Genomic DNA, 24,924 nt, shown 5'->3' with positions numbered 1-24,924 from the left:
CGTTCGGTGGTTTTGGCGGAGGGGAAACACCCGGTCCCATCCCGAACCCGGAAGTTAAGCCCTTCAGCGCCGATGGTACTGCATGGGAGACTGTGTGGGAGAGTAGGACACCGCCGGACACAAATTGAAGTCGAGGGTCGTCCCGATTTATGGGGCGGCCCTCGACGCATGTGGGCTGGACGCAAAGTAGGCTGCAAGGGTCCACGGAACGACTTTCAAGAACAGTGACGGACGTGATGAGCGCGGAAGAGGACGGCCGTAGCGACGGCGATCGCGGGCGGCGGGGCGGTGACGGGAGGCGGAACACGCCGCCCCGTCGTGGTGCCGGCCCACGTGGTGGGCAGGGCGGCCCCGGGGCTCGCAAGGGCGGCGGTCCGCGCGGAGGCGCGTCCGGTGGCGGGGCGCCTCGTGGCGGTGGCTCGCAGGGTGGCCGCGGTCGTCCCGGCGGGAACTGGAAGGACCGGGATTCGCGGGGCCAGCGCGATGATCGTAAATCCGGCCGTCCATTCAAGCGTTCTGATGATCGGCGGCCAGAGTCCAGGGAGGGACGTCCCGCCGAACGCCGTGAGAATGGCTCCGGCGGCCAGGGCGGCGAGCGTCGCGAAGGCCGGTTCGGCAGGTCTTTCCGCGAGGGCGGGGAACGCCGCGAAGGTCGTTTCCAGGACCGAGGACAAGGGCGCCGGCCGAACCAGGGCGGTGGCGCGGGACGTGACGGACGCCCGACCGGCGGCCAGCGCCGGGAAGGTCGTCCCGGCGGCGGCCCGCGACAGGAAGGCCGACCGTCCGGCGGCCCGCGGCGTGAGGGGCGTCCGACCGGCGGCCAATGGCGTGAGGGACGTCCAGGTGGCGGTCCACGTCAGGAAGGCCGACCGAGCGGCGGCCCGCGGCGTGAGGGGCGTCCGGGCGGGGGCCCGCGTCAGGAAGGTCGCCCAGCGGGAGGCCAGTGGCGCGACGGGCGTCCGAGTGGCGGGCAGCGGCGTGAGGGTCGTCCGGGCGGCGTGCGGCGGTTCCAGGACCGGGACGACCGGCGGTCCGGAGGCAGGCGGTTCGAGGGCAAGCGCGAAGGACGTCCGGGAGACCGCGACAAGCGGTTCAAGGGGCGCGGCGGTCCGCCGCGCGAGGGTCGTCCCTACGCGCCGTCCCGTGGTCGTTCGGACGACCGGCGTGGCGGGAGCGCGGAGGAGCGCGAACGTCCCGCGCCGAGGTACGACGATCCGCTGCTGCCGGACGACGTGACCGGCGAGGAGCTGGACGCGGATGCCCGTATCGGCCTGCGTTCGCTCCCCAAGGATCTGGCCGCGAAGGTCGCGCGCCATCTGGTGATGGCCGGACGGCTGGCCGAGGACGAGCCGGAGCTGGCCTACAAGCACGCGCGGGCGGCCCGGCGGCTCGCGTCCCGCGTGGGGATCGTCCGGGAGGCGGCCGGGATCGCGGCGTACCACGCGGGCGAGTGGGCGGAGGCGCTCGCGGAGCTGCGGGCCGCGCGGCGGCTCGGCGCGGGCGACGACTCGTACCTGCCGGTGATGGCCGACTGCGAGCGCGGGCTCGGCCGTCCCGAACGCGCCCTCGACCTGATCAAGTCGCCGGAGGCGGACAAGCTCGACCCGATGGGCCGCGTCGAGCTGCGCATCGTCGAGTCGGGCGTACGCCGCGACCTCGGGCAGCAGGACGCGGCCGTCGTCACGCTCCAGATCCCCGAGCTTCGCGACAGGCGGCTCCGCCCCTGGTCGGTGCGGCTGTTCTACGCCTACGCGGACGCCCTGGAGGAGGCGGGACGCGAGGAGGAGGCGTCCGACTGGTTCGCGCGCGCCGCCGCGGCCGACCGGGACGGCGAGACCGACGCGGCCGAACGCTACGCCGAGCTGGAGGGCCTCCACATCCTCGACACCGAGGAGGACGAAGACGGCGCGGAGACCGTCGACGAGGAGACCGAGGAGACCGAGGAGCCCGAAGAGGCTGAGGAGACCGAGGCGGTCGACGACGCGGAGTCCCCGGAAGTGGCGTCCGCCGAGGAGGCGGTCGAGGACGAAGGTCCGGCGGTGGTGGAGGACGTGGCGGCTACCGATATCGCGTTCGTCCCCGCCGAGCCCGAACTCCCCGCGGTGCCGGACGACGACGCGGAGGAGGCGGCGCCGCAGGCCCCGGCCCTCTTCCTGGAGCCGAAGCCCATCATCGAAGAGCAGCCACCGCCCCCGGACGACAACGACAAAGACAACGACTGACCGGCCTCACGGAAAGGCAGCGAAGCCAATCCGGGCCTTATCAGGCCCAATATCAGGCGTGCCTGTCGAGGGCGTGCATGATGCCCGCGACGTTGCTTTCCGTGCTGTTCAGTACCTCGTATTTGGCGGCCAGTTCCGGGTCGAGGTCGTCGGCCGTGATGGCGTAGCGGTCCTTTGTGCGGTCGACGACCATCGCGACCGCGTGATCGAGGTCGAGGCCCTTTTCGCGAGCGTCCCGAACGGTGTCGACCCAAATCCGCAGTTCTTCCGCCGACCGTTCCAGAGTGTCGTCCACGGCCGTCACCGGGCCGTAATGCGCGAACAGCAACCGCTGCGGGCCGAGCGAGCGGAATTTGCCGAGCGAGTCGAGGGCGGTGTCGAGGTCGAAGTCCGGCGGCGGCGTCGCGGGACGGACGTCCGCCGTCTCCGGGATGTAGATCCCGGCGGCGTCGCCCACGTACAGGTCGCCGGTGCGGGAGTCCATGAGGCCGACGTGGTGCTTGGCGTGGCCGGGGGAGTAGTGCGACTCCAGCCGCCGTCCGCCGCCCAGGTCGATGAGGCCGACGTCCTCGACGGCACGGATTCGCGCGGCGTCCGTGGGCTTGAGTTCGCCGAACAGGGTGTCGAGGCTGTCCCCGTACACCATCCGGGCGCTGCGCATCAGGCGCGACGGGTCGGCGAGGTGCCGCGCCCCCTTCTCGTGGACCACGACTTCCGCCCGCGGGTACATCTTCGCTATGTCGCCCACGCCGCCCGCGTGGTCGAGGTGGATGTGCGTGACGACCACGCTGGCCAGGTCGTCCGGTCCGACGCCCAGTTCGTCGAGCGCGGCCCGCACGACGGGCGCCGAGCCGGACGTCCCCGGCTCCACCAGGCAGGGCCGGTCGGACAGGATCAGGTACCCGGCGGTGATCCCGCTGTATCCGGCCATCCGCGTGTCGATCTCGTAGACGTCCGAACCGAGGGGCGTGATCGTGGTCGTCGTGTCGTCCATGCCCCGATCATCGACCCCGGCGGTGCGCCTCGCACATCCGGCCCCTCACCGGTCGTCGAGGAGGCGCAGGACGAGGCCCGTCCGCGGCTTCGGCCCGAACGACGTGGACTTGCGCGGGACGCGCTCGCCCTCACCCGCGATCGCGAGGACGTCCTCGACCTTGAGCGGGTTGAGGGCGACGGCCGTCCCGCCGGTGCGCCGCGCCCGCGCGAAGGCGGCGGACGGGTCGTCGTGCACCACCTCGATGGCGTTCTCGTTCTCCGGGACGTTCCACACGTTCCCGATGAGCAGATGGTCGAGCACGGCGGTGTCGAGCCCACGCCACCGCGCGGAATGCTCGGACGGCATGGAACGCCGCACCGCGTCCTCGTCCGGATCGGTGAGCAGATGCAGCGATGAACCTCCACCGAGGAGGAACGCGGGGCCGGGCGAATCGGCGAGCGCTGCGACGGCGGCGGCCTCGTCCTGGAACTCGGTGACGTGGAAGACGCCGCGAGCCCGGGAGACCGCGTCATCGGGCCGCAGACCCGGCAGCACGCGGTGAATCGCCCCCAGGTGCGCCGGATAGCGCGTGGCGTCCACCAGCAGCGCCAGCCCCGAGTCCCACGGGCCGGGGCCGTCGCCCGCAGCGTGGTGCCGGGCCTGGAGGGCGCGGTAGGTGGCGTAGCGGTGGTGGCCGTCCGCGATGAGCGCCTGCCTGCCGCTCAGGTCGGCGGCGACGCGCGCGTGCGAGCCGGGGTCGGTGATGCGCCACAGCCGGTGCGAGGTCCCGTCGTCGGCGCGGAACTCCATGAGCGGCGCGTCCGCCGCCGCCTCGTCGACGATGCGGGCCGCGTCCCCGCCGCCCTCGTACACCAGGAAGATCGGTTCGAGGTTGGCGTTCGCGGCCGTCATCAGCGCGAGCCTGTCCTGGACGGGCCCCGGGAAGACGTTCTCGTGCGGCAGCACCACCGCGTCCGACTCCGCGCGCAGGCCCAGGGCGCCGATGAGGCCGCGCTGCAGGATCGTCCGCCCGCGGGCCGCCTCGTAGACGTACAGGGCGGGCTCCGGGTCGACGGCGAGGGCGCCCTCGTCCAGCCAGCGGCGCAGCCGGTCGCCCGCCGCGGCGTAACTCTCCCCGGCGAGGCGCGGCAGGTTCAGCCGGACGATGTTGTGCCCGCCCTCCGCCAGCAGCCGCGTCGCCGCCGCCTCGTCGATCAGGTCGTAGGGGGGCATCGTCACGGCCGCGAGGTCGCCCGCCACCTCGGGGACGAACCGGACGCCGCGGAACGGGGCCAGTTCCAGGCCGCGGCCGGTGCGCGGCTCCGAGGTCCCGAAGATCCGGGCGCTGAACTCCTCCGGGCCGAGTTCGGAGGGGAGGTCGTCGTCCACCCTGGGCATGCTAATGAGCGGAGGGGCGTCCGGTGACCCAACGGGTACGGTCGTTTTCGACGGGAGGTCCACATGAGTCGTCAAGGCCCGGAAAGACCCGAGGATTCCCCGGGCGGTGAACCCGGCGGCGCGGCCGTCCCGCCGGACGGCGGCGTCTACGAGTGGTACACGCGGGGGCTCGAGCTGCTCAGGTCGGGCAGCCCCGCCGCCGCGCTCCAGTTGCTGACCAGGGCGGCCGAGGCGGAGCCCGGCTCGCACAGCATCCGCGAGGCGCTCGCCCGCGCCCAGTTCGGGATGCGGCAGTTCGGCGCGGCGGCCGAGAGCTTCCGCGTGATCGTCGAGGAGGAGCCCGCCGAGGACTACGCCCGCTTCGGCCTCGGGCTCGCGCTCAGCCGGATGGGCGACTTCACCGGCGCGGCCGAGCATCTGGCGCTCGCCGCCGCCATGCGCCCGGAGAACCAGGACTACGCCAAGGCGCTGCGGCACGTCAGGGCCACCCTCGCCGCCCGCCGCTGACCCCCGTCTTACCAGCCGGTAACCATCCGCGTACGATCATGGGCATGATGAGAGGCAGCGACCGCCCGCTGTGCGAGGCGTACGACGTCGCCCTGCTCGACCTCGACGGCGTCGTCTACATCGGGCGCAGGCCGGTCCGGGCGGCGGCGGAGTCGCTCGCCAAGGCCCGCGCGGCGGGGCAGCGGCTCGCGTTCGTGACGAACAACGCGTCCCGGACGCCGTCGGCCGTCGCGGCCCTGCTCACCGAGGTGGGCGTCCCGGCGGAGGCGGCGGACGTGGTGACCTCCGCGCAGGCCGCCGCGCGCCTCCTCGCCGAACGGCTGCCGCCCGGGTCGGAGGTCCTCGTCGTGGGCGGCATGGGGCTGCGGCACGCCCTCTACGCGGCCGGGCTCCGCCCGGTGTCGACGGCGGCCGGACGTCCCGCCGCCGTCGTGCAGGGGTACGAGCCGATGCTCGGGTACGGGCTGCTGTCCGAGGGGGCGCAGGCCGTCGCGATGGGCGCGCTGTTCGTCGGCTCCAACGGCGACCTGACCATCCCCGGCGGCGACGGGCCCCCGCATCCGGGGAACGGGTCGCTGCTCCGCGTGATCAGCTCGGCGACCGGCGTCGAGCCGATCGTCACCGGCAAGCCCGAGCGGCCGCTGCACCAGGAGTCGGTCCGGCGCACCGGGGCGAAACGGCCGCTCGTGGTCGGGGACCGGCTCGACACCGACATCGAGGGGGCCGTCAACGGCGGCGCGGACAGCCTGCTCGTCCTCACCGGGGTCACCGACCCGCTGCGGCTGCTCACCGCGCTGCCGAACCGGCGTCCCACCTATCTGGCGGCCGATCTGCGGGGGTTGCTGGTGGCGCACCCGGAGATCGTCCGGGCGGACGGCGGGCACCGCTGCGGCGGCTGGACGGCCCGCCGCGACGGCGCCGGGATCGCGGTCACCGGCTCCGGCGACCCGTACGACGGGCTGCGGGCGCTCGCGGCCGCCGCCTGGGAGCCGGGGGCGGAACCGAGCCGGGAGTCCCTCGCGGACGCGCTCGCCGCCCTGCCGCTCTGACGGCCGATTACAGCAGTTTGCGGAGGCGGAGCAGGTCGAAGATGCTCGCCTCGATCTTGAGGCGTCCCTCGGCCCACGCCTTGGCCGGGTTCAGCTCCTCGCGCGCCATGGCGACGAGGTCGTCGCTGTCGACGGTCAGGCGGACCTGCGCGTCGCGCGGGTCGCCGTCCAGCTCGAACGGGTCGAGGCCGCCCCCGTGCAGCCGGGTGCGGAAGGCCAGGCCGAGATCGGCGACGTGGCAGCTGATCGTCCGCTCGACGACGTGCTCGGCGAGCCGGTCGGGGTCCACCTCGGCGATCCGCGCCGCGACGCTCCCGAGCGCCGCGCGGCACTCCTCCTCGTTCGCCATGGTCAGGCCCGTTCCCCGTTCCCTCGACAACGATGTCGTTCAGGGACGGTAGCGTTCGGGAAGAGCCGGAAGCGACTCGTCGCGGGTGTTCCGGGTGCACTGGGAGGTAAACGTGATGTCCGACGAGGCCGCGGAGGAGCCGGTGATCCCGGCGTCCGCGGCGGTTCCCGCCATGGCCGAGGGCGCGGAGCCGCAGGAGCGGGCCGCCGTGCCGGCCGAGGCCGAGGGGGAGCCGGAGTTCCCGGCCCTGCCGGCGCCCGAGCCGACCGGGGAGCCGCGCGTCGACGCCGCGCTCGCCCGCCTCGGCGAGCTGGGCGGACGCCCCGTCTCCGCGCACGTGGAGGTCTTCGAGGACGTCCACCAGCGGCTCCAGGAGATCCTCGCCGCCGCGGGCGACGAGGAGGAGCGCCCGCGCCCCGCGTTCCCCGACGCGCTCCGACCCCGCCCATGAGCGGCGGACGGGTCGTGAACGGTGAGTCGGCATGAGCGGCGGGCGTGCCGTGAGCGGCGGGCAGGTCATGAGGGACGGGCGGGCGTGAGCCGCGGGCGGGTCATGAGCGGCGGACGGGCGTGAGCGCGCGGCGGCGGCTCGACGCGGAGCTGGTGCGGCGCGGCCTCGCGCGGTCGCGGGAGCACGCGGGCCGGCTGATCGGCGACGGGCGCGTCCGGGTCGGCGGGCGTCCGGCGGCGAAGGCGGCCACGCAGGTCGAGGCCGGGGCCGCGATCGTCGTCGCCGACCCCGCCGACGGGCCCGAGTACGTCTCGCGCGGCGGGCACAAGCTCGCGGGCGCGCTCCAGGCGTTCCGGGACCTGGACGTCAAGGGCCGCGTCTGCCTCGACGCGGGCGCCTCCACCGGCGGGTTCACCGACGTCCTGCTGCGCGCGGGCGCCGCGCGCGTCTACGCCGTCGACGTCGGCTACGGCCAGATCGCGTGGTCGCTGCGCACCGACGACCGGGTCGCCGTCCTGGAGCGGACGAACGTCCGCGACCTGCGTCCGGACCTGCTCGGCGACCCGCCGCCCACGCTCGTCGTCGGCGACCTCTCGTTCATCTCGCTGCGGCTCGTCCTCGGGCCCGTGCACGCCTGCGCCGCGCCCGGCGCCGACTTCGCGATGATGGTGAAACCGCAGTTCGAGGTCGGCAAGGACCGGGTCGGCGCGGGCGGCGTCGTCCGCGACCCGGAGCTGCGCGCCGACGCGGTGCGCGGCGTGGCGGAGCACGCGGCGACGCTGGGCCTCGGCGTGCGCGGGGTGACGGCGAGCCCGCTGCCGGGGCCGTCCGGGAACGTCGAGTACTTCCTGTGGCTGCGCGCCGGGGCCCCGCCGCTGGACGAGGCCGACCTCGCCAAGGCCATCGCGGACGGCCCCCAGTGACCTCCCGGCCCCCGTCGATCCGGCCCGCCCCGCGCGGGCGGTCCGGGGTGAGCGGTCCGGGGCGGGCGCGCGTACAGAAGGCGTCCGAACCGGGAACGTCCCTGCGGGGGACGTTCGTCCAGACGTCCGTACGCCGCGCGGCGGCGTCGGGGAGTGGGGCGAGAGCATGAGCAAGAGGTCGGTGCTGGTCGTGACGCACACCGGGCGGCCGGAGGCGGTCCGCAGCGCGCAGCTCGTCGTCGATCGGCTCAGCGAGGCCGGGATCTGCGTCCGCGTCCTGGACGGCGAGGCCGACGCCATCGGCTGCGCGGGCGTCGACGTCAGGCCGCACACCGCGGCGGCGGCCGAGGACGCCGAGGTCGTCATGGTCCTCGGCGGCGACGGGACGCTGCTGCGCGCCGCCGACATCACCCGCACGTCCGGCGCCCCGCTGCTCGGCGTGAACCTCGGGCACGTCGGGTTCCTCGCCGAGGCCGAGCGCGACGACCTCGCCGCCACCGTCGACCGGGTCGTCACCCGCCGCTACGACGTCGAGGAGCGGATGACCGTCGACGTCGTCGTCCGCCGCAACGGCGCGGTCGCCGGCACGACGTGGGCGCTGAACGAGGCGAGCATCGAGAAGGCCGAGCGGGAGCGGATGCTGGAGGTCGTCGCCGAGATCGACGGCCGCCCGCTGTCCAACTGGGGCTGCGACGGCGTGGTGTGCGCCACGCCGACCGGCTCGACCGCGTACGCGTTCTCCGCCGGGGGCCCGGTGGTGTGGCCGGAGGTCGAGGCGATGCTGGTCGTCCCGATCAGCGCGCACTCGCTGTTCGCCCGCCCGCTGGTGGTGTCGCCGCGCTCGCTGGTCGCCGTCGAGGTGCTGCCGGACACGCCCCGCGCCGTCCTGTGGTGCGACGGCCGCCGCACCCTCGACCTCGCGCCCGGCGCGCGGGTGGAGGTGCGGCGGGGCGCCGAGCCGGTGCGGCTCGCGCGGCTGCACCTCACCCCGTTCACCGACCGTCTGGTCACGAAGTTCGGGCTGCCCGTGACGGGTTGGCGGGGACGGGTCCGGCAGCCCGCGCACCCGTCCCCGCCCATGGCGGACTCGCAGGTCGCGGACGCCCCCTCGGTCGGCGGCACGGCGCCGGAGGTCACCTCCGACGGCGGCCCGCCCGAGCCGGACGGGGGAGCGTCCGGCGATCAGAGGGGATAATCTCCACAGGCGCTGATCCGGGATCTGTTTTGCGGAGGGTTGTGACGCTGGTGCGCCCGATGGTGGATGAGGTGCGGATCCAGGGCCTCGGTGTGATCGATGAGGCCGTGCTCGATCTGTCCCCGGGTTTCAACGTCGTGACCGGGGAGACCGGTGCCGGCAAGACCATGGTGGTCACGAGCCTCGGCCTGCTGTTCGGCGGCCGCGCCGACCCGCAGCGGGTGCGGCCCGGCGCCGACCGCGCGACCGTCGAGGGACGGATCGTCGTCGACCCCGGCGGGCGCGTCGTCGAGCGGGTGGAGGAGTCCGGCGGCGAGCTGGACGAGGGCACCCTGATCGTGACCCGCTCGGTGTCGGCGGAGGGCCGGTCCCGCGCCTTCCTCGGCGGCCGGTCCGTCCCGGTGAACGTGCTGATCAACCTCGCGGACGAGCTGGTCGCCGTGCACGGGCAGTCCGACCAGCAGCGGCTGCTGCAGGCGGCCCGGCAGCGTGGCGCGCTCGACCGGTACGCGGGCGCCGCGCTGACCAAGCCGATGCGCGCCTACACCAAGGCGTACCAGCGGCACCGCCAGGTCACCGCGCTGCTGGACGAGCTGACCACCCGGGCGCGCGAGCGGTCCCAGGAGGCCGACGTGCTGCGCTTCGGCCTGGAGGAGATCGAGAAGGTCGACCCGAAGGACGGCGAGGACACCGCGCTCGCCGCCGAGGAGGAGCGGCTCGGGCACGCCGACGCGCTGCGCGGCGCGGCCGACGCCGCGCACGAGGCGCTGCTCGGCGACCCGGCCGCCGCGTTCGAGGCGGCGAACGTGACGAGCCTGCTCGGCACGGCCCGGAACGCGCTGGACGCCGTCCGCGACCACGACCCGGGCCTCGCCGCGCTCGCCGACCGGCTCGCCGAGGCCGGGTACCTCGTGTCCGACGTGGGCACCGACCTCGCGTCCTACGCCGAGTCCGTGGACGCCGACCCGGCGCGGCTCGCCGCCGTCCAGGAGCGCCGCGCCGAGCTGACCGCGCTGACCCGCAAGTACGGCGGGACGGACGGCACCGTCGCCGCGGTCCTGGACTGGGCGCGGACGGCCGCGTCCCGGCTCACCGAGCTGGAGGGCGACGACGACCGCATCGAGGAGCTGCGCGCCGAGCACGCCGAGCTGACCGAGCGGCTCGCCGCCGAGGCGGGGGAGCTGACCGCCGTCCGCACCCGCGCCGCCGAGCGGTTCTCCGACGCCGTCACGGACGAGCTGACCGCGCTCGCGATGCCGCACGCCCGGGTGAGCGTCACCGTCGCCGCGACGGGCGACTACGGCCCGCACGGCGTCGACGAGGTCGAGGTGCGGCTCGCCCCGCACCCCGGGTCGAAGCCGCTGCCGCTGCACAAGGGCGCGTCCGGCGGCGAGCTGTCGCGGGTGATGCTGGCGATCGAGGTGGTGTTCGCGGGCGCCGACCCCGTCCCGACGTTCGTGTTCGACGAGGTGGACGCGGGCGTCGGCGGCAAGGCCGCGGTGGAGATCGGCCGCCGGCTCGCCCGGCTGGCCCGCAACGCGCAGGTGATCGTCGTCACACACCTGCCGCAGGTCGCCGCGTTCGCCGACCGGCACCTGCTGGTGGAGAAGTCCGACGACGGGACCGTCACCAGCAGCGGCGTCACCGCCCTCGACCGGGAGGGCCGGGTCCGGGAGCTGTCCCGGATGCTCGCCGGCCTGGAGGACTCCGAGCTCGGCCGCGCCCACGCCGAGGAGCTGCTGGAGATGGCGTCCGCCGAGCGCTGACCGCCGGTGCGGGCCCCGGCACGGCCCCACACCCCCCGGAAGATTACAGAGGGTGCCTGATCGGACACGCCTGGACGTTCGCCGGTTCCGATGTTTCGCTCCCGTGCTCTGGCAGGATGGCAGGCGATGAACGACCCGTCACCCACCACAGAGCCGCCCGGCGCCGAGCCCGCCGCCGCGCCCGGCCCGGAGCCCGGCGGCGAGCCCGTCGGCGACCCCGGAACGGAGCCCGGGGCGGCGGCCGGGACGGAGCCCGGGACGGAGTCTGGGACACGGCTCGGGACGGAGCCCGGCGTGGAGCCCCGGATGGAGCCCGGGGCGGAGCGGCGCGTCCGGCTGGCCCAGCGGCTGCCGCGGCGCGTGCTCACGCTCGGCCTGGCCCGCGACGACGGGCTGCCCGGCGTCACCGCGACGGCCCGACTCGACCGCCGCACCAAGGACCTGACCAAGCGGCTCCAGCCCGGCGAGGTCGCGGTGATCGACCACGTCGACCTAGACCGGGTCAGCGCCGAGGCGCTGGTGTCGTGCGGCGTCGGCGCGGTCGTCAACGTCGCGCCGAGCATCTCGGGCCGCTACCCGAACCTCGGCCCGCAGATCCTGCTGGACGCCGACATCCCCCTGCTGGACGACGTCGGCCCCGAGATCTTCACCCGGCTGCGGGAGGGCGACCAGGTCCGCGTGGCCGGGCGCGTCGTCTACAAGGGCGACGAGGTCGTCGCGAAGGGCACCGAGCAGACGCCCGAGACCGTCCTGGTGGCGCTGACCGAGGCGAAGGCGGGCCTCGCGACGCAGCTGGAGGCGTTCGTCGCCAACACGATGGAGTACGTCAAGCGCGAGCGCGACCTGCTCATCGACGGCGTCGGCGTCCCCGAGGTGACGACGAAGCTCGCCGGGCGGCACGCGCTGATCGTCGTCCGCGGCTACCACTACCGCGAGGACATCGCGACCCTGCGCCCCTACATCCGCGAGTACCGCCCGGTGCTCATCGGGGTGGACGGCGGCGCCGACGCGCTGCTGGAGGCCGGCTACCGGCCGGACATGATCGTCGGCGACATGGACTCGGTGTCCGACGACGCGCTGACCTGCGGCGCGGAGATCGTCGTGCACGCCTACCGGGACGGCCGGGCGCCCGGCCTGAAGCGCGTCCACGAGCTCGGCCGCGAGGCTGTCACGTTCCCGGCCACCGCCACCAGCGAGGACATCGCGATGCTGCTCGCCGACGACAAGGGCGCCACGCTCATCGTCGCGGTCGGCACGCACGCCAACATGGTGGAGTTCCTCGACAAGGGCCGCGCGGGGATGGCCAGCACGTTCCTCACCCGCCTGCGGGTCGGCAGCAAGCTCGTCGACGCCAAGGGCGTGAGCCGCCTCTACCGCAGCCGGATCTCGACCTGGTCGCTGCTGTTCCTCGTCCTCGGCGCGTTCATCGCCATCGTCACCGCCGTCGCCATGTCCCCGGCGGGGGACGTCATCAGTCCCCTGCTCGCCGACCGCTGGCACGCCTTCGTCTTCTGGCTGACCGGACTCTTCACGTGATCGATTTCCGCTACCACCTCGTCTCCATCGTCGCGATCTTCCTCGCGCTGGCGCTCGGCATCGTGCTGGGCTCCACCACGCTGTCCAACTCGGTGAGCGACACGCTCCGCCAGCAGGCCAACTCGGCGGCGAAGTCCGCCCAGCAGGCCCGCAACCAGCAGCGCGACCTGGAGCGCCAGGGCAAGGGCGAGGAGCAGTTCTCCCGCGGCCTCGGGCCCCAGCTCGTCACGGACCGGCTGAAGGGCCAGTCCGTGGTGCTGGTCGAGACGCCCGGCGCGGGCGACGACAGCATCGAGCAGCTCGGCGAGCTCGCGAAGAACGCGGGCGCGGCGGTGACCGGGCGCGTCACCGTCCAGAAGAAGCTGCTGGACGACGACCAGCGCGCCACCGTCGAGGAGCTCGCCACCCAGCTCAAGGGCGACGGCGTCGAGTTCGCCGCGGACGCCACCGCCTACGACAAGGCGGGCCTCGTCCTCGCGAGCGCGCTCGTCACCAAGGACGGCGCGAAGTCCGGCCGCGAGGACGCCGCCGGCGGCGCCGTGCTCAACGCCTTCAGGCAGGGCGGGTACATCACCACCAGCGGCAAGGTCGGCCAGCACGCCACCCTCGCGATCATGGTCGCGCCGGCGGGCCCCTACGCCTACGACGGCGGCGGCGACGACAACAAGGCGCTGATCTCGCTGGCCGCCGCACTCGACGGCGCCGGGCGCGGTACCGTCGTCGGTGGCCCGTCGACCTCCGCGCAGGAGGGCGGGCTGATCGCGGCGCTGCGCGACGCCGACGCCAAGGAAACGGTCTCCACGGTCGACGTGGTGGACACCGCCTCCGGGCAGGTCGTCACGATCCTGGCGCTGCAGAACGAGCTGGGCGGCAAGTCCGGGCAGTACGGGACGGGCGCCGGGGCGAGCGGCTACCTGCCCTCGCCCGCGCCCACGGCGGGGAAGAACGGGTGACCTCGATGAAGCGACGCAACGGCCCTGGTCGGACGGGCGCCCTGCGGCTGCTGGCGGGCGCGGGCCTCGGCGCCGTCGCCGCCCGCGCCGCCTACACCGCGCTGACCCGGCGCCCCCCGGGGCTGAACGGGCTGCCCGGCGAGGACGTGTGGGGACGCACCAACCACCGCGGCGAGCCGGTGACGCTGCTGGAGGGCCCCGCGTTCGTCGCGGGCGCCGCCGCGGCCGGGCTGCTCGCCCCCGGCGCGTCCGGCCGGGTCCGCGCCGCCGCGCTGCTCGCCGGGGCCGGATCGGGGCTGCTCGGCGGCTACGACGACCTCGCCGGGTCGGCGTCGTCGCGCGGCTTCAAGGGCCATCTGACCGCGCTCGCCCGCGGCGAGGTCACGAGCGGCGCGGTGAAGATCCTCGGGATCGGCGCGACCGGCCTCGCCGCCGCGGCGGTCGCCGGGTCGCCCGCGCCGTCGCGCGCCGGGCGGGGCTTCGACGTCCTGCTCAACGGCGCGATCGTCGCCGGGAGCGCCAACCTCATGAACCTGTTCGACCTGCGTCCCGGACGCGCGATCAAGGTCGGGCTGATCACCGGGACGCCGCTGGCGCTGACCCGGTCCGGGGCCGCGGTCGTGGCCGCGCCGCTCGGCGCCGCCGCCGCGCTCCTCCCGGAGGACCTCGGCGAGCGCGCGATGCTCGGCGACACCGGCTCCAACGCGCTCGGCGCGCTGCTCGGGCTCGCCGCGACCCGGCTCGGCCGGGGGCCGCGGCTCGCCGTCCTCGTCGGGCTCGTCGCGCTGAACGGGGCCAGCGAGTTCGTCAGCTTCACCAAGGTCATCGCGGGGAACCCGGTGCTGAACCGCGTCGACATGCTGGGCCGCCGCCCGGCCGCCGCGCCCGTCCCGCAGCCCGCCCCCGCCGCCGACAAGCCCGCCGCCGACAGGCCCGCCGACGACAAGCCCGGCTCGGACGACGCGTTCAGCCCCGGCGTCCCGCCGCAGGGCGGCGCGCCGGACGCCGCCCCGGGCGCCGCGGACGCGGGCCCGGCGGGCAACGGCGTCGCCGCCGGTCCGGCCTGACCGCGCGGCGGAACCGTCCCCCCGCGACCTCCACGAGCGTGCCTTCGTCAACCGTGCCACCCGAGCAGGGATCGCCGCCGGACCGGCGGCCGTCCGCGCTGCGCCGGCTCACCGGCGGGCTCGCGGGCGCCGCCGTCGTCATCGCCTTCATCACGGTCCTCGCGCGGCTCGCCGGGTTCGGGCGCACCTACGCGTTCTCCCAGACGGTCACCACGTCGTGCCTGAGCCAGGCGTACTTCACCTCGACGCAGTTCCCCAGCATCGTCTACGAGATCGTCGCGGGCGGCGCGCTCGCCAGCATGGTCGTGCCGGTGCTCGCCGGGCCCGCCGAGCGCGGCGACCGCGAGGAGGTCCGCCGGATCGGGTCCGCGCTGCTCACCTGGATCGTCGTGCTGATGGTCCCGCTGTCGGCGCTGATGGCGCTCGGGTCGCGGCCGATCATGGAGGTGCTGGTCGGCGCCGACCTCAAGGGCTGCTCCCGCGCCGACATCGTGGACGTCGGGTCGTTCATGCTCGCCATCCAGTCGGTGCAGATGGTGATGTACGGGATGGCGGTCGTCCTGTACGGGCTGCTCCAGTCGCACCGCCGGTTCGTCGCGCCCGCCCTGGCCCCGCTGATGTCGAGCCTGGTGGTCATCGCCGCCTACGTCGTGTACGCGCCGCTCGGCGCGGGCCATGAGAACGACCTCGCGGGCCTGCCGCTGGACGCCGAGCTGACCCTGTCGGTCGGGACGGCGCTCGGCGGCGTCGCGATGGCCGCGACCGCCGGGTTCGCGGCGTGGCGGCTGCGGCTCGGGCTGCGTCCGGCGCTGCGCTTCCCGGACGGCGTGGCGCGCCGCGTCCGCCGCCTCGCCCTCGCCGGGCTCGCCACGGTCGCCGCGCAGCAGTTGTCGGCGCTGCTCGTCGTCCGGCTGAGCTACGAGGGGACGGGCGGCGCGCTCGCCAACTACCAGTACGCGTGGGCGATCTACCTGCTGCCGTGGGCGATCCTCGCGGTGCCGATCGCGACCAGCGCGTTCCCGATGCTGTCGGCGCGGATGAGCGCGGGGGAGCTGGACAGGTTCGACCAGGTCACCGCGTCCACCACCCGCGCGGTGATCCTCGTGTCGTGCGCGGGCGCGGCGGCGCTCGCGGCCGTCGCGGTGCCGATCGGCGCGGTGTTCAACCCGGGGCACCCCGACCAGCAGGACGTCCTGACCCGCGCCGTGCTCGCGTTCGCGCCCGGGCTGCTCGGCTACGGGCTCGTCGCGCACCTCGGCCGCGTCCTGTTCGCCTGCCGCAAGGGGCGGATGGGCGCCGCCGCCGTCGTCACCGGCTGGGTCGTCGTGATGGTCGCCGACGTGGCGCTGGTCCTCGCCGCCGACCGGCAGTGGGTCGTCGCTGCCCTCGGCGCGGGGAACGCCGCCGGGATGACCGTCGCGGGCGCGCTGCTGCTCGGCACGCTCGCCCGCGCGCGGGGCGCCGCGGCCGTGGCCGGGATCCCGCGCGCGCTGGCCGCGGGCCTCGCGGGCGGCGCGGCGGGCGGCGCCGCCGGGTACGCCGCCGCCGCGCTCCTCCGGACCGGCGGCACCGGCCCGGCCGCCGAGCTCCGCAACGTCGGGACGGGCGCGCTCGCCGCGCTGGCCGCCGCCGCCGTGTTCGTCATCGTCGCGTTCGTGATCGACGGCCGGGACCTGCGGGCCGTCCTCAGCCGGAAGGTCACCCGCAATGCCTGACAGCCCCGCCGCCAAGGATCTTCAAGGACTGCGCGTCGCGCTCGTCCTCGGCACCAGCGCGGGCGGCGTCGGACGGCACGTCCGCTCCGTCGCCGAGGGCCTCGCCGAACGGGGCGCCCGCGTCCTCGTGTGCGGGCCCGCGCCGACCGAGGAGCTGTTCGGGTTCGCCGCGTTCGGCGCCCGCTTCACCGAGGTGGACCTCGCGGACCGGCCGCGCCCGCTGAGCGACGCGCGGGCCGTCGCGCGGCTCCGGACGCTGCTGCGCGACGCGGAGATCGTCCACGCGCACGGCCTGCGGGCGGGCGCGCTCGCGGCGACGGCGTGCGCCCGCGTCGCGCCGGGCCCGCTGCGGTTCGCGAAGGGCGGCCCGCCACTGGTCGTCACGCTGCACAACGCGGTGATCGCGGGCGGCCGGACCGCCGCCGTGTACGGGGCGCTGGAACGGGTCGTGGCGCGCGGCGCGGAGACCGTCCTCGGGGTGTCGCCCGACCTGGAGCAGCGGATGCGGACGCTCGGCGCCCGCTCGGTGGGCCACGCGATCGTCCCGGCGCCCGCGCCGCAGGCCCCGCCGGGCCCGGCCGCCCGCGCCGACCTGCGCGCCGAGCTCGACGTGGGGGAGCGCCCCCTGATCGTCACGGTGGGGCGGCTCGCCGACCAGAAGGGCCTGCCGACGCTGCTGGACGCGGCCCGCGACTGGGCCGGGCGCACTCCGCCGCCGCTCGTCGCGATCGCGGGCGACGGTCCCCTGGAGGACGAGCTGCGGGCCCGGATCGCCGCCGAGGAGCTGCCCGTCCGGCTGCTCGGCCGCCGCTCCGACGTCGCCGCCCTGCTCGCCGCCTGCGACGTCGCGGTCGTGCCGAGCGTGTGGGAGGGGCAGCCGCTGGTCGTCCAGGAGGTCCTGCGGGCCGGGCGGCCGCTCGTCGCGACCCGGGTCGGCGGCATCCCCGGCATGGTCGGCGCGGCGGACCGCCCGGCGGGCGGCGGCGCGGGCGGCCCGCTGCTGCACGGCCCGGAGAGCGAGGCGGCGCTGCTCGTCCCGGTAGGTGACGCGGACGCGCTGGAACGGGCGGTGAGCCGCGTCCTCGACGACCCGGCCCTCGCCGCCCGGCTCGGCTCGGCCGCCGCGCGGCGGTCGGCGGAGCTGCCGGACGAGTCCGACGCCGTCGACCAGCTCGCCGGGATCTACCTGCGGCTGGCGCGCGGCGAACGCGCATAGGCGCGGCGAACACGCATAGCACGAGGTCGGGAACTTCTGGCCGGGTGCCGGCGTTGGTTGAGGAATGGAGGGGAGTATCCCCCTACACGGTTCCCGTCAGTACGGTCGGCCCATGCCGGCCCGGGTTCCGCGGCCTGCGCTCGCGTAGGCGGGAGAGACCTCCAGCGCTCGTTCACGTCCGCTGGAGGTGTTCATCTTGTCCGTCTCTCCATTGGTGTGGGTGCTGACCATCGCGGGGATCCTCGCCGTCATCGCCGCCGACCTGTTCGTCATCCACCGCAACGACACGCGCGAGTTCACGACGCGCAGGGCCGCGTTCTGGTCCGTGATCTACATCGGCCTCGCCGTCCTGTTCGGCGTCGGCGTCTGGGCCTTCTCCGGTGGCCGGTACGCCGCCGAGTACTTCGGCGGCTTCGTCACCGAGAAGAGCCTCAGCGTCGACAACCTCTTCGTGTTCATGGTGATCCTGACGCGGTTCGCCGTCCCGAAGCAGGCCCAGCACACGGTGCTGATGGCGGGCATCGTGATCGCGCTGCTGCTGCGCGGCGCGTTCATCGCGGTCGGCGCGGCGGCGATCTCCACTTTCACGTGGGTGTTCTTCATCTTCGGCGCGTTCCTCGTCTGGACGGCGATCGGCCTCGTCCGCGGCGGGGACGAGGACGAGTTCAAGGAGAACGCGCTGCTGCGCTGGGCGAAGCGGGTCGTCCCGACGTCCGACGAGTACCACGGCACCCGGTTCCTCGCCCGCAGCGGCGGTCGCCGCGTGCTCACCCCGCTCGCCATCGTGATGATCGCGATCGGCTCCACCGACGTGCTGTTCGCGCTCGACTCCATCCCGGCGATCTTCGGGCTGACGACCGAGCCGTACCTGGTCTTCACCGCGAACGCGTTCGCGCTGATGGGCCTCGTCCAGCTGTTCTTCCTGCTCGGCGGGCTCACGGACCGGCTCGTGTACCTGGCGCACGGGCTCGCGTTCATCCTCGGCTTCATCGGCGTCAAGCTGATCCTGCACGCGCTGCACGAGTACGGCGTGGGCTGGGCGCCGGACGTCCCGATCTGGCTGTCCCTCGCCGTGATCGCCGGGACGCTCGTCGCCACCACGGTCGCGAGCCTCGCCGCCGGGCGCCGGTCGTCCGGCGGAGCCGCGCTCGAGCGGGCGGACGACGCGACGACACGCGCCGAATAAGCGCTCGGGTACCGCACCACTCGACCGAACCCTGTTCTAGAATCGTGGTCAAACAGGGTTCGGAGAGAGGTTCGACGCATGGCCATCGGGCTGACCGAGGAGCATGAGGCGCTCGCCGATTCGGTGCGCGGGTTCGCCGAGCGCAACATTCCGGCGACGGCCGTCCGCGCCGCGTTGGACGCGGACGACGAGGCGAGGCCCGGGTTCTGGCCCGCGCTGGCCGAACAGGGCCTGCTCGGCCTGCATCTGCCCGAGGAGCACGGCGGCCAGGGCTACGGCCTGCTGGAACTGGCCGTCGTGCTGGAGGAACTGGGCCGGGCCGCCGCGCCGGGCCCGTTCCTGCCGACCGTCCTCGCGAGCACGGTGATCGACGCGTCCGGGAACGCCGAAGCGCGGGCGGGGCTGCTGCCCGGCCTCGCGGACGGCTCGCGGACCGGCGCGGTCGCGCTGGACGGCGGGCTGACCGGCCGCGCCGACGGCGACTCCCTCGTCGTGTCCGGGACGTCCGGCACCGTGCTCGGCGCGGGCCTCGCCGACCTGCTCGTCCTGCCCGTCGCGCTGGACGACGGCGTCCGGTGGGTCGTGGTCGACGCCGCCGACGTGACCGTCGCCCCGGTCGCGAGCCTGGACCGGGTCCGCCGGGTCGCGGCCGTCGAGGCGTCCGGCGTCGCGGTGCCCGCGGGCCGCGTCCTGGACGGCGTCACCCCCGCCCGCGTCCGCGACCTCGCCGCCGCCCTGTTCGGCGCCGAGGCGGCGGGCCTCGCCGGGTGGCTCGTGTCGACCGCCGCCGAGTACGCGAAGGTCCGCGAGCAGTTCGGGCGCCCGATCGGGCAGTTCCAGGGCGTCAAGCACAAGGCGGCCCGCGCCCTGATCGCGCTGGAGCAGGGCCGCGCCGCCGCCTGGGACGCCGCCCGCGCGCTCGACGAGGACGCCCCCGACGCCGGTTTCGCCGCCGCCGTCTCCGCCGTCGTGGCGGTCGACGCGGGCGTCCGGACGGCCCGCGACGCCATCCAGATCCTCGGCGGCATCGGCTTCACCTGGGAGCACGACGCGCACGTCTACCTGCGCCGCGCCTCGACGCTGCGGGCCCTGCTCGGCCCCGCCGCGGGCTGGGCGGGCGAGGTCGCCCGGCTCGCCCTCGCGGGCGGCCGCCGCGAGGTCGTCCTCGAACTGGACGACGACGCGCGCCCCCTCCGCGAGCGGGTCCGCGCCGAGGTCGCCGAGCTGGCCGCGATCGAGGAGAAGTCCGCGCTGCACGCCCGGATGGGCGACGAGGGCTGGACCGCCCCGCACCTGCCGAGGCCGTGGGGCCGCGAGGCGGGGCCGGTCGAGCAGATCCTCATCCAGCAGGAGCTGCGGGCCGCCAAGGTCAAGGGCCCGAACCTCGGGATCGGCGCGTGGCTGACGCCGTCCCTCATCCGCTACGGGACCGACGAGCAGAAGGAGCGCTTCCTGCGCCCGACGCTGCGCGGCCAGATCGTGTGGTGCCAGCTGTTCTCCGAGCCGGGCGCCGGGTCCGACCTGGCGTCGCTGTCGATGAAGGCCGAGCGGGACGAGGGCGGCTGGCGGCTCACCGGCCAGAAGATCTGGACGTCCCTCGCCCAGCACGCCGAATGGGGCTTCTGCGTCGCCCGCACCGATCCCGACGCGCCCAAGCACGACGGCATCACCTACTTCATCGTGGACATGAAGGCCGAGGGCGTGGACGTCCGCCCGCTGCGCGAGCTGACCGGCGACGCCCTGTTCAACGAGGTGTTCCTGGACGGCGTGTTCGTCCCCGACGAGCACGTGGTCGGCGAGGTGAACCGGGGCTGGCAGGTCGCGCGGAACACGCTGTCCAACGAGCGGGTGTCGCTGGCGACCGGCGGCGGACTCGGCATGGGCGTCCCCGAGCTGCTGAAGTTCTACGCCGGGCGGGACGTCGACGAGGTCGGCGCCGCCGAGGTCGGACGGCTCGTCGCGCAGGGCCAGTCGATCGACCTGCTCGGCCTGCGCACGACGCTCAAGCAGCTGAACGGCGTGGAGCCGGGGGCGGAGGCGAGCGTCCGCAAGCTCCTCGGCGTCCAGTTCAACCAGGACGTCGCGGACCACTGCTGGGCGGCGCAGGGCGCGGCCGCCGCCACCGAGGTCCCGCTCGCGGAGAGCGGCATCATGGCCCGCGCGATGCTGTTCAGCCGCGCCATGACGATCTACGGCGGCACCACCGAGGTGCAGCTCAACATCATCGGCGAGCGCATCCTCGGCCTTCCCCGGGACCCGGAGCCCGGGAAGTGACGGTCAGCGCGGCCGGAAGGTGTAGCAGACGTAGATGACCACGATCGCGGTGAGCGTGACGAAGAGGCCCGCGAGGCCGCCGTTGACGACCGCGATGGCGCTCAGCGGGATCGCGGCGAGCAGCGACAGCACGGCCATGAGCAGCGCGTGGTCGCGCTCGCCGCGCCGCGGCTCCGGCGCCCGCCTCGGCCGGGCCCGGGGCGCCGCGCGCGAGTCGAAGACCTCCTCGATGCGGTCGACGACGGTCTCGATGAAGGCGTCGTCATAGTCCGGGCCGAGCTCGCGGCGGGCCGCCATCGCGGCGGCGAGGTCCTCGCGCGGCAGTCGTGGGATCGTCATGATCCGGTTATAGGAAACGGCGCGCCCCGCGCGCGTCACCCGGCGGGGCGAACCGCGGGCTACCCCGGAGGTAGCACGCGGGCCTCGCGTAAACTGCCGGTCCGCCCGAGATCGTCCCGGAGGTCCGTGTGAGCCGTCCGACCGACGGAGCGTTCGCCTCGCCCGCCGACGCGGGACGCAGGCTGGCCGAGGTCCGCTACCTCGCCGACGAGGCGATCGCGACGACCGTGTTCCTCGCGCAGGCGCTCGGCAAGCCGCTGCTCGTCGAGGGCCCGGCCGGGGTCGGCAAGACGGAGCTGGCGAAGGCGGTCGCGGCGGCGACCGGCGCCGAGCTGATCCGGCTCCAGTGCTACGAGGGCCTGGACGAGGCCCGCGCGCTCTACGAGTTCAACTACAAGAAGCAGCTCCTCGCCATCCAGGCCGCCCCGGCGGACCGGGCCTGGCAGGAGACCCACGACGACATCTTCTCCGAGGAGTTCCTGCTGGAGCGGCCCCTGCTCGCGGCGATCCGGCGGGCGGAGCCGACCGTGCTGCTGATCGACGAGGCGGACAAGGCCGACGTCGAGGTGGAGGGCATGCTCCTGGAGGTCCTGTCGGACTTCCAGGTCACGATCCCCGAGCTCGGGACGGTCGCCGCCGTCCGCCGCCCGTTCGTGGTCATCACGTCCAACGCGGCGCGGGAGCTGTCGGAGGCGCTCAAGCGCCGCTGCCTCTACCTGCACCTCGACTACCCGGCGGCGGAGCGGGAGCGCGACATCGTCCTCGCGCAGGTGCCGGGGATCGAGGCGGAGCTGGCCGAGCAGATCGTCCGGACCGTGGGGACGCTGCGCGACCTGGAGATCAAGAAGGCGCCGTCGATCGCGGAGACCGTCGACTGGGCGCGGACCCTGCTCGCCCTCGGCCTGGACGCGCTGGACGAGTCCGCCGTCGCCGGGACGCTCGGGGTCGTGCTGAAGCACGTCTCCGACCACGAGCGGGCGATCAAGGAACTGGGGCTGTGACCCTGTGACCGGCTCCCTCGTCGACCGGCACACCGGGTTCGTCGCGGAGCTGCGCCGCGCGGGGCTGCCGGTGTCGGTCGCCGAGGGACTGGACGCCGTGCGCGCCGTGCGGCTGGTCGACCTGCTCGACCGTGAGTCGCTCCGCGCCGCCTACGCCGCGACCGTGGTGAAGCGGCCGCAGCACCGCCCGACGTTCGACACGCTCTTCGACCTGTGGTTCCCGCTGGCGGTCGGCGACGGCGCGGGCACCGCGCCCGACCCCGAGCGCCCGGCGCGGACGCTGCGGGACGACGGCCGTCCCGTCCCGTCCGCGCTGGACCCGCGGGTGCGGGCGCGGCGCGACGAGCTGGCCGGCCTCCTCCTGTCCGGCGACGACGCGGGCCTGCGGCGGTTCGCCCGCCTCGCCGTCGCCGAATACGGGCGGACCCCGGGGCAGGAGTCGTGGTTCTCCGCCGGGGTGCTGCGCGCCATGTCGCCGGAGACGCTCATGGCGCGGCTCCTCGCCGCCGTCCTGGAGGGGCGCGAGCGGGGCGGCATGGCCGAGCGCGTTGCCCGCCGGACGTTCCGCGACCGCATGACCCGGTTCGAGGACCTCGTCGCGGGCGAGGTCCGCCGCCGTATCGCCGAGGACACCGGCGCCGAGCGGACGGCGCGGCTCGCCGTCCGGCCGCCGCTGGAGCGGCTCGACTTCGCCGCCGCCGGACGCGCCGAGCTGGCCGCGCTGCGCCGCGAGGTGTACCCGCTGGCGCGCAGGCTCGCGTCCCGGCTGGTGCAGAAGCAGCGGCGGGGCAGGCGCGGGCGGCTCGACTTCCGCCGGACGGTCCGCGCGTCCCTCGCCACCGGCGGCGTGCCGCTGACGACCCGGCACCGGCCGCCGCGCCCGCACAAGCCGGAGCTCGTGATCCTGTGCGACGCGAGCGACTCGGTGTCGGCGTTCGCGCACTTCACGCTGCTGCTGACGTTCGCGCTGCGGGAGCAGTTCAGCAGGGTCCGCGCGTTCGCGTTCATCGACGCCGCCGACGAGATCACCAGGTACTTCGCGCCGGGCGCGGACGTCGCGGACGCGATGGCGCGGATGGCAGCCGAGGCCGACCTCGTCTGGATCACCGGCCGCTCCAATTACGGTCACGCCTTCAAGGTGTTCGACGAGCGGTACCGGGACGCGATCACTCCGAAGACGTCCCTGCTCGTCCTCGGCGACGCCCGCTCCAACTACGGCGAGCTGTCGCTGCCCGTCCTGCGCGCCATGGCGGGCCGCGCCCGGCACGCGTACTGGCTCAACCCCGAGCCGCGCGCCCAGTGGGACACCGGCGACTCGGCCGCGTCCCCGTACGGGGAGATCGTCCCGATGTACGAGTGCCGCAACCTGGCACAGCTCACCGCCTTCATCGAAGAACTCGCCTAGCGTTCGCGAATCACCATCATGAGCGCCGCCCCGGCCAGGGCGACGGCGGCGGAGACGAGCATCGCGACGTTCGCGCCGTGGGCCAGGCCGGACGTGCCGCCGCCCTGCCCGGTGGCGATGGCGCCGACGACCGCGACGCCCACCGACGCGCCGACGTACCGGGCGGTGTTGTTGGCGCCCGAGCCCATGCTCGCGCGGTCGGCGGGGACGCTCCCGACGGCGAGCCGGGCGAGCATCGCGTTGGCGAGCCCGCTGCCGATCCCGGACACGGCCAGCCCGGGGGCGAGCCGCCACCAGTGCCCGTCCGGGCTCATCCCGAGCATGGCGAGCTCCCCGGCGGCGCTGAGCGCGAGGCCCGCGCCGAGCAGCCGCCCGGCGGGCAGCCGGGACGGGAGCCTGCGGGCCTGCAGCGCGGCGGCGAACGACAGCCCCGACCAGATCGCGAGGACCAGCGCCGACGCCAGCGCGGACAGCCCGAGGACGAGCGTCATCAGCGTCGCCAGGTAGCTCATGACCCCGATGACGGCGAGCCCGGTGACGAGCGCTCCGACGATCGACAGCTGGAACGCCGGGCGGCGGAACAGCCCGAGGTCGAGCATCGGTTCGCGGCGCCGCGCCTCCACGGCGGCGAACGCGGCGAGCAGCACGGCCGCCGCCGCGAACAGCCCGAGCACGGACGGGCGCGTCCAGCCGAGCCGTCCCATCGTGATCGCCGCGACGAGGGCGCCGATCCCGAGGACCATGGTGAGCAGGCCCGGCAGGTCGAGGCCGCGCGGCCGGGCGGCGCGGGACTCGGGCAGCCGCAGCGCCGCGAGGCCCACCGGCGCCGAGGCGGCGGCGCACACCCAGTACCAGAGCCGCCAGCCGCCGAGCTCGGCCAGCCCGGCGGACGCGATCGGGCCGAGCGCGATCCCGAGCCCGATCATCGCGCCCCACACCCCGGTGGCGTGCGCCCGGCGCGGGCCCGGCTCGAACGACGCGGCGACGATCCCGAGCCCGGTCGCGATGAGCGCCGCGCTCGCCGCGCCCTGGACGATCCGCGCGCCGACGAAGAGCGGGGCGTCCGTCGCGAGCGCGCAGACCACGCTGGAGACGGCGAGCGCCGCCGCGCCGAGCACGAACACGCGCCTGCGGCCGTGGTCGTCGGCGAGGCTCCCGACGGCGAGCAGCGCCGCCGCGAGGCCGAGGCTGATCGAGCTCATCAGCCAGATCTGGGCCGTCCCGCCCGCGCGCAGGCCCCGCGCGGTGTCGGCCAGCGTCGCCATCGGCGCCGTGTAGTTCATCAGGGCGAGCAGCGTCGCGGCGGCGGGCACGGCCAGCGCGGCGGACGGGCCGGGCGCGCGGCGCGCGGCCCGGGTCGGCGCCAGAGTCGTCATACGGAACTCCAAGTTCAGTG

At 75.0% G+C, this 24,924-nt stretch carries 21 protein-coding genes and 1 rRNA gene; 17 read left to right on the top strand and 5 right to left on the bottom strand.

Annotation, left to right across the window (positions count from 1 at the left end; all coding sequences use genetic code 11):
* The first annotated feature begins 2 nt into the window (after positions 1 to 2).
* Together rrf and FXF68_RS32845 are read left to right on the top strand one after the other, a co-directional pair.
* A 5S ribosomal RNA gene (gene rrf / locus FXF68_RS32850) occupies positions 3 to 119 on the top strand.
* An 879-nt stretch (positions 120 to 998) separates the two neighbouring features.
* A complete protein-coding gene (locus FXF68_RS32845) occupies positions 999 to 2,222 on the top strand; it encodes a hypothetical protein (RefSeq protein ID WP_246179072.1) in 1,224 nt (407 codons plus the stop codon).
* 52 nt (positions 2,223 to 2,274) lie between these two features.
* On the opposite strand, the gene FXF68_RS32840 is transcribed toward FXF68_RS32845, so the two are convergent.
* Both FXF68_RS32840 and FXF68_RS32835 read right to left on the bottom strand, forming a co-directional pair.
* Positions 2,275 to 3,216, bottom strand: a complete 942-nt coding sequence (locus FXF68_RS32840; RefSeq protein WP_148766069.1) for an MBL fold metallo-hydrolase — start codon at positions 3,214 to 3,216, stop codon at positions 2,275 to 2,277.
* A gap of 45 nt (positions 3,217 to 3,261) precedes the next feature.
* Positions 3,262 to 4,596, bottom strand: coding sequence for a DUF1015 family protein (locus FXF68_RS32835; RefSeq protein ID WP_148766067.1), 1,335 nt, complete (start codon positions 4,594 to 4,596; stop codon positions 3,262 to 3,264).
* A 63-nt stretch (positions 4,597 to 4,659) separates the two neighbouring features.
* Here FXF68_RS32835 and FXF68_RS32830 point away from each other — a divergent pair, with 63 nt between their 5' ends.
* Positions 4,660 to 5,103 carry a tetratricopeptide repeat protein gene (locus FXF68_RS32830; RefSeq protein ID WP_148349431.1) on the top strand — a complete coding sequence of 148 codons (444 nt, stop codon included), beginning with the start codon at positions 4,660 to 4,662 and terminating at the stop codon, positions 5,101 to 5,103.
* Positions 5,104 to 5,150: 47 nt separating this feature from the next.
* On the top strand, positions 5,151 to 6,152 hold the full coding sequence (locus FXF68_RS32825; protein WP_148766204.1) for an HAD-IIA family hydrolase: 1,002 nt from the start codon (positions 5,151 to 5,153) through the stop codon (positions 6,150 to 6,152).
* A gap of 7 nt (positions 6,153 to 6,159) precedes the next feature.
* Here FXF68_RS32825 and FXF68_RS32820 read toward each other — a convergent pair whose 3' ends face one another.
* A complete protein-coding gene (locus FXF68_RS32820; RefSeq protein WP_148766065.1) occupies positions 6,160 to 6,501 on the bottom strand; it encodes an SCP2 sterol-binding domain-containing protein in 342 nt (113 codons plus the stop codon).
* 115 nt (positions 6,502 to 6,616) lie between these two features.
* On the opposite strand from FXF68_RS32820, the gene FXF68_RS32815 reads away from it, so the two are divergent.
* From FXF68_RS32815 to FXF68_RS32765, 11 genes are all read left to right on the top strand, one after another.
* Positions 6,617 to 6,952, top strand: a complete 336-nt coding sequence (locus FXF68_RS32815) for a hypothetical protein (RefSeq protein WP_187438207.1) — start codon at positions 6,617 to 6,619, stop codon at positions 6,950 to 6,952.
* 119 nt (positions 6,953 to 7,071) lie between these two features.
* Positions 7,072 to 7,875: a TlyA family RNA methyltransferase gene (locus FXF68_RS32810; RefSeq protein ID WP_148766063.1), complete on the top strand. Its 804-nt coding sequence runs from the start codon at positions 7,072 to 7,074 to the stop codon at positions 7,873 to 7,875.
* Positions 7,876 to 8,041: 166 nt separating this feature from the next.
* Positions 8,042 to 9,070, top strand: a complete 1,029-nt coding sequence (locus FXF68_RS32805; RefSeq protein WP_148766061.1) for an NAD kinase — start codon at positions 8,042 to 8,044, stop codon at positions 9,068 to 9,070.
* Between the two features lie 59 nt (positions 9,071 to 9,129).
* Complete coding sequence (gene recN / locus FXF68_RS32800; protein WP_148766059.1) at positions 9,130 to 10,836, top strand: DNA repair protein RecN; 1,707 nt, start codon at positions 9,130 to 9,132, stop codon at positions 10,834 to 10,836.
* A gap of 306 nt (positions 10,837 to 11,142) precedes the next feature.
* Complete coding sequence (gene steA / locus FXF68_RS32795) at positions 11,143 to 12,372, top strand: putative cytokinetic ring protein SteA (RefSeq protein WP_148766202.1); 1,230 nt, start codon at positions 11,143 to 11,145, stop codon at positions 12,370 to 12,372.
* Positions 12,369 to 13,325 (top strand): copper transporter, encoded by a 957-nt coding sequence (locus tag FXF68_RS32790; RefSeq protein WP_148766057.1) that lies wholly within the window; start codon positions 12,369 to 12,371, stop codon positions 13,323 to 13,325. The genes steA and FXF68_RS32790 overlap by 4 nt, the downstream gene beginning before the upstream one ends.
* A 5-nt stretch (positions 13,326 to 13,330) precedes the next feature.
* A complete protein-coding gene (locus FXF68_RS32785; RefSeq protein ID WP_246179071.1) occupies positions 13,331 to 14,392 on the top strand; it encodes a hypothetical protein in 1,062 nt (353 codons plus the stop codon).
* Positions 14,393 to 14,445: 53 nt separating this feature from the next.
* Positions 14,446 to 16,107, top strand: coding sequence for a murein biosynthesis integral membrane protein MurJ (murJ, locus tag FXF68_RS32780; protein ID WP_246179070.1), 1,662 nt, complete (start codon positions 14,446 to 14,448; stop codon positions 16,105 to 16,107).
* Positions 16,100 to 17,323, top strand: coding sequence for a glycosyltransferase family 4 protein (locus tag FXF68_RS32775; RefSeq protein ID WP_187438206.1), 1,224 nt, complete (start codon positions 16,100 to 16,102; stop codon positions 17,321 to 17,323). The genes murJ and FXF68_RS32775 overlap by 8 nt, the downstream gene beginning before the upstream one ends.
* Before the next feature lie 196 nt (positions 17,324 to 17,519).
* Positions 17,520 to 18,509 (top strand): TerC family protein, encoded by a 990-nt coding sequence (locus tag FXF68_RS32770; protein WP_148766055.1) that lies wholly within the window; start codon positions 17,520 to 17,522, stop codon positions 18,507 to 18,509.
* Between the two features lie 78 nt (positions 18,510 to 18,587).
* A complete protein-coding gene (locus tag FXF68_RS32765; protein ID WP_148766052.1) occupies positions 18,588 to 20,783 on the top strand; it encodes an acyl-CoA dehydrogenase family protein in 2,196 nt (731 codons plus the stop codon).
* A 3-nt stretch (positions 20,784 to 20,786) separates the two neighbouring features.
* On the opposite strand, the gene FXF68_RS32760 is transcribed toward FXF68_RS32765, so the two are convergent.
* Positions 20,787 to 21,122: a hypothetical protein gene (locus FXF68_RS32760; RefSeq protein WP_148766050.1), complete on the bottom strand. Its 336-nt coding sequence runs from the start codon at positions 21,120 to 21,122 to the stop codon at positions 20,787 to 20,789.
* 128 nt (positions 21,123 to 21,250) lie between these two features.
* Between FXF68_RS32760 and FXF68_RS32755 the strand changes: the two genes are divergently transcribed.
* Positions 21,251 to 22,123 (top strand): AAA family ATPase, encoded by an 873-nt coding sequence (locus FXF68_RS32755; protein WP_148766048.1) that lies wholly within the window; start codon positions 21,251 to 21,253, stop codon positions 22,121 to 22,123.
* A gap of 4 nt (positions 22,124 to 22,127) precedes the next feature.
* Entirely contained in the window at positions 22,128 to 23,528 is a 1,401-nt protein-coding gene (locus tag FXF68_RS32750; protein ID WP_148766046.1) for a VWA domain-containing protein, read from the top strand.
* Here FXF68_RS32750 and FXF68_RS32745 read toward each other — a convergent pair.
* Positions 23,525 to 24,904 (bottom strand): MFS transporter, encoded by a 1,380-nt coding sequence (locus tag FXF68_RS32745; RefSeq protein ID WP_148766044.1) that lies wholly within the window; start codon positions 24,902 to 24,904, stop codon positions 23,525 to 23,527. The two genes, FXF68_RS32750 and FXF68_RS32745, sit on opposite strands and share 4 nt — an antisense overlap.
* Between the last annotated feature and the right edge of the window lie 20 nt (positions 24,905 to 24,924).

Source organism: Actinomadura decatromicini (assembly GCF_008121305.1).
GTDB classification, from domain to species: domain Bacteria; phylum Actinomycetota; class Actinomycetes; order Streptosporangiales; family Streptosporangiaceae; genus Spirillospora; species Spirillospora syzygii.
The sequence above is the reverse complement of the archived record's forward strand: the minus strand, read 5'-3'. Positions and strand labels throughout refer to the sequence as shown.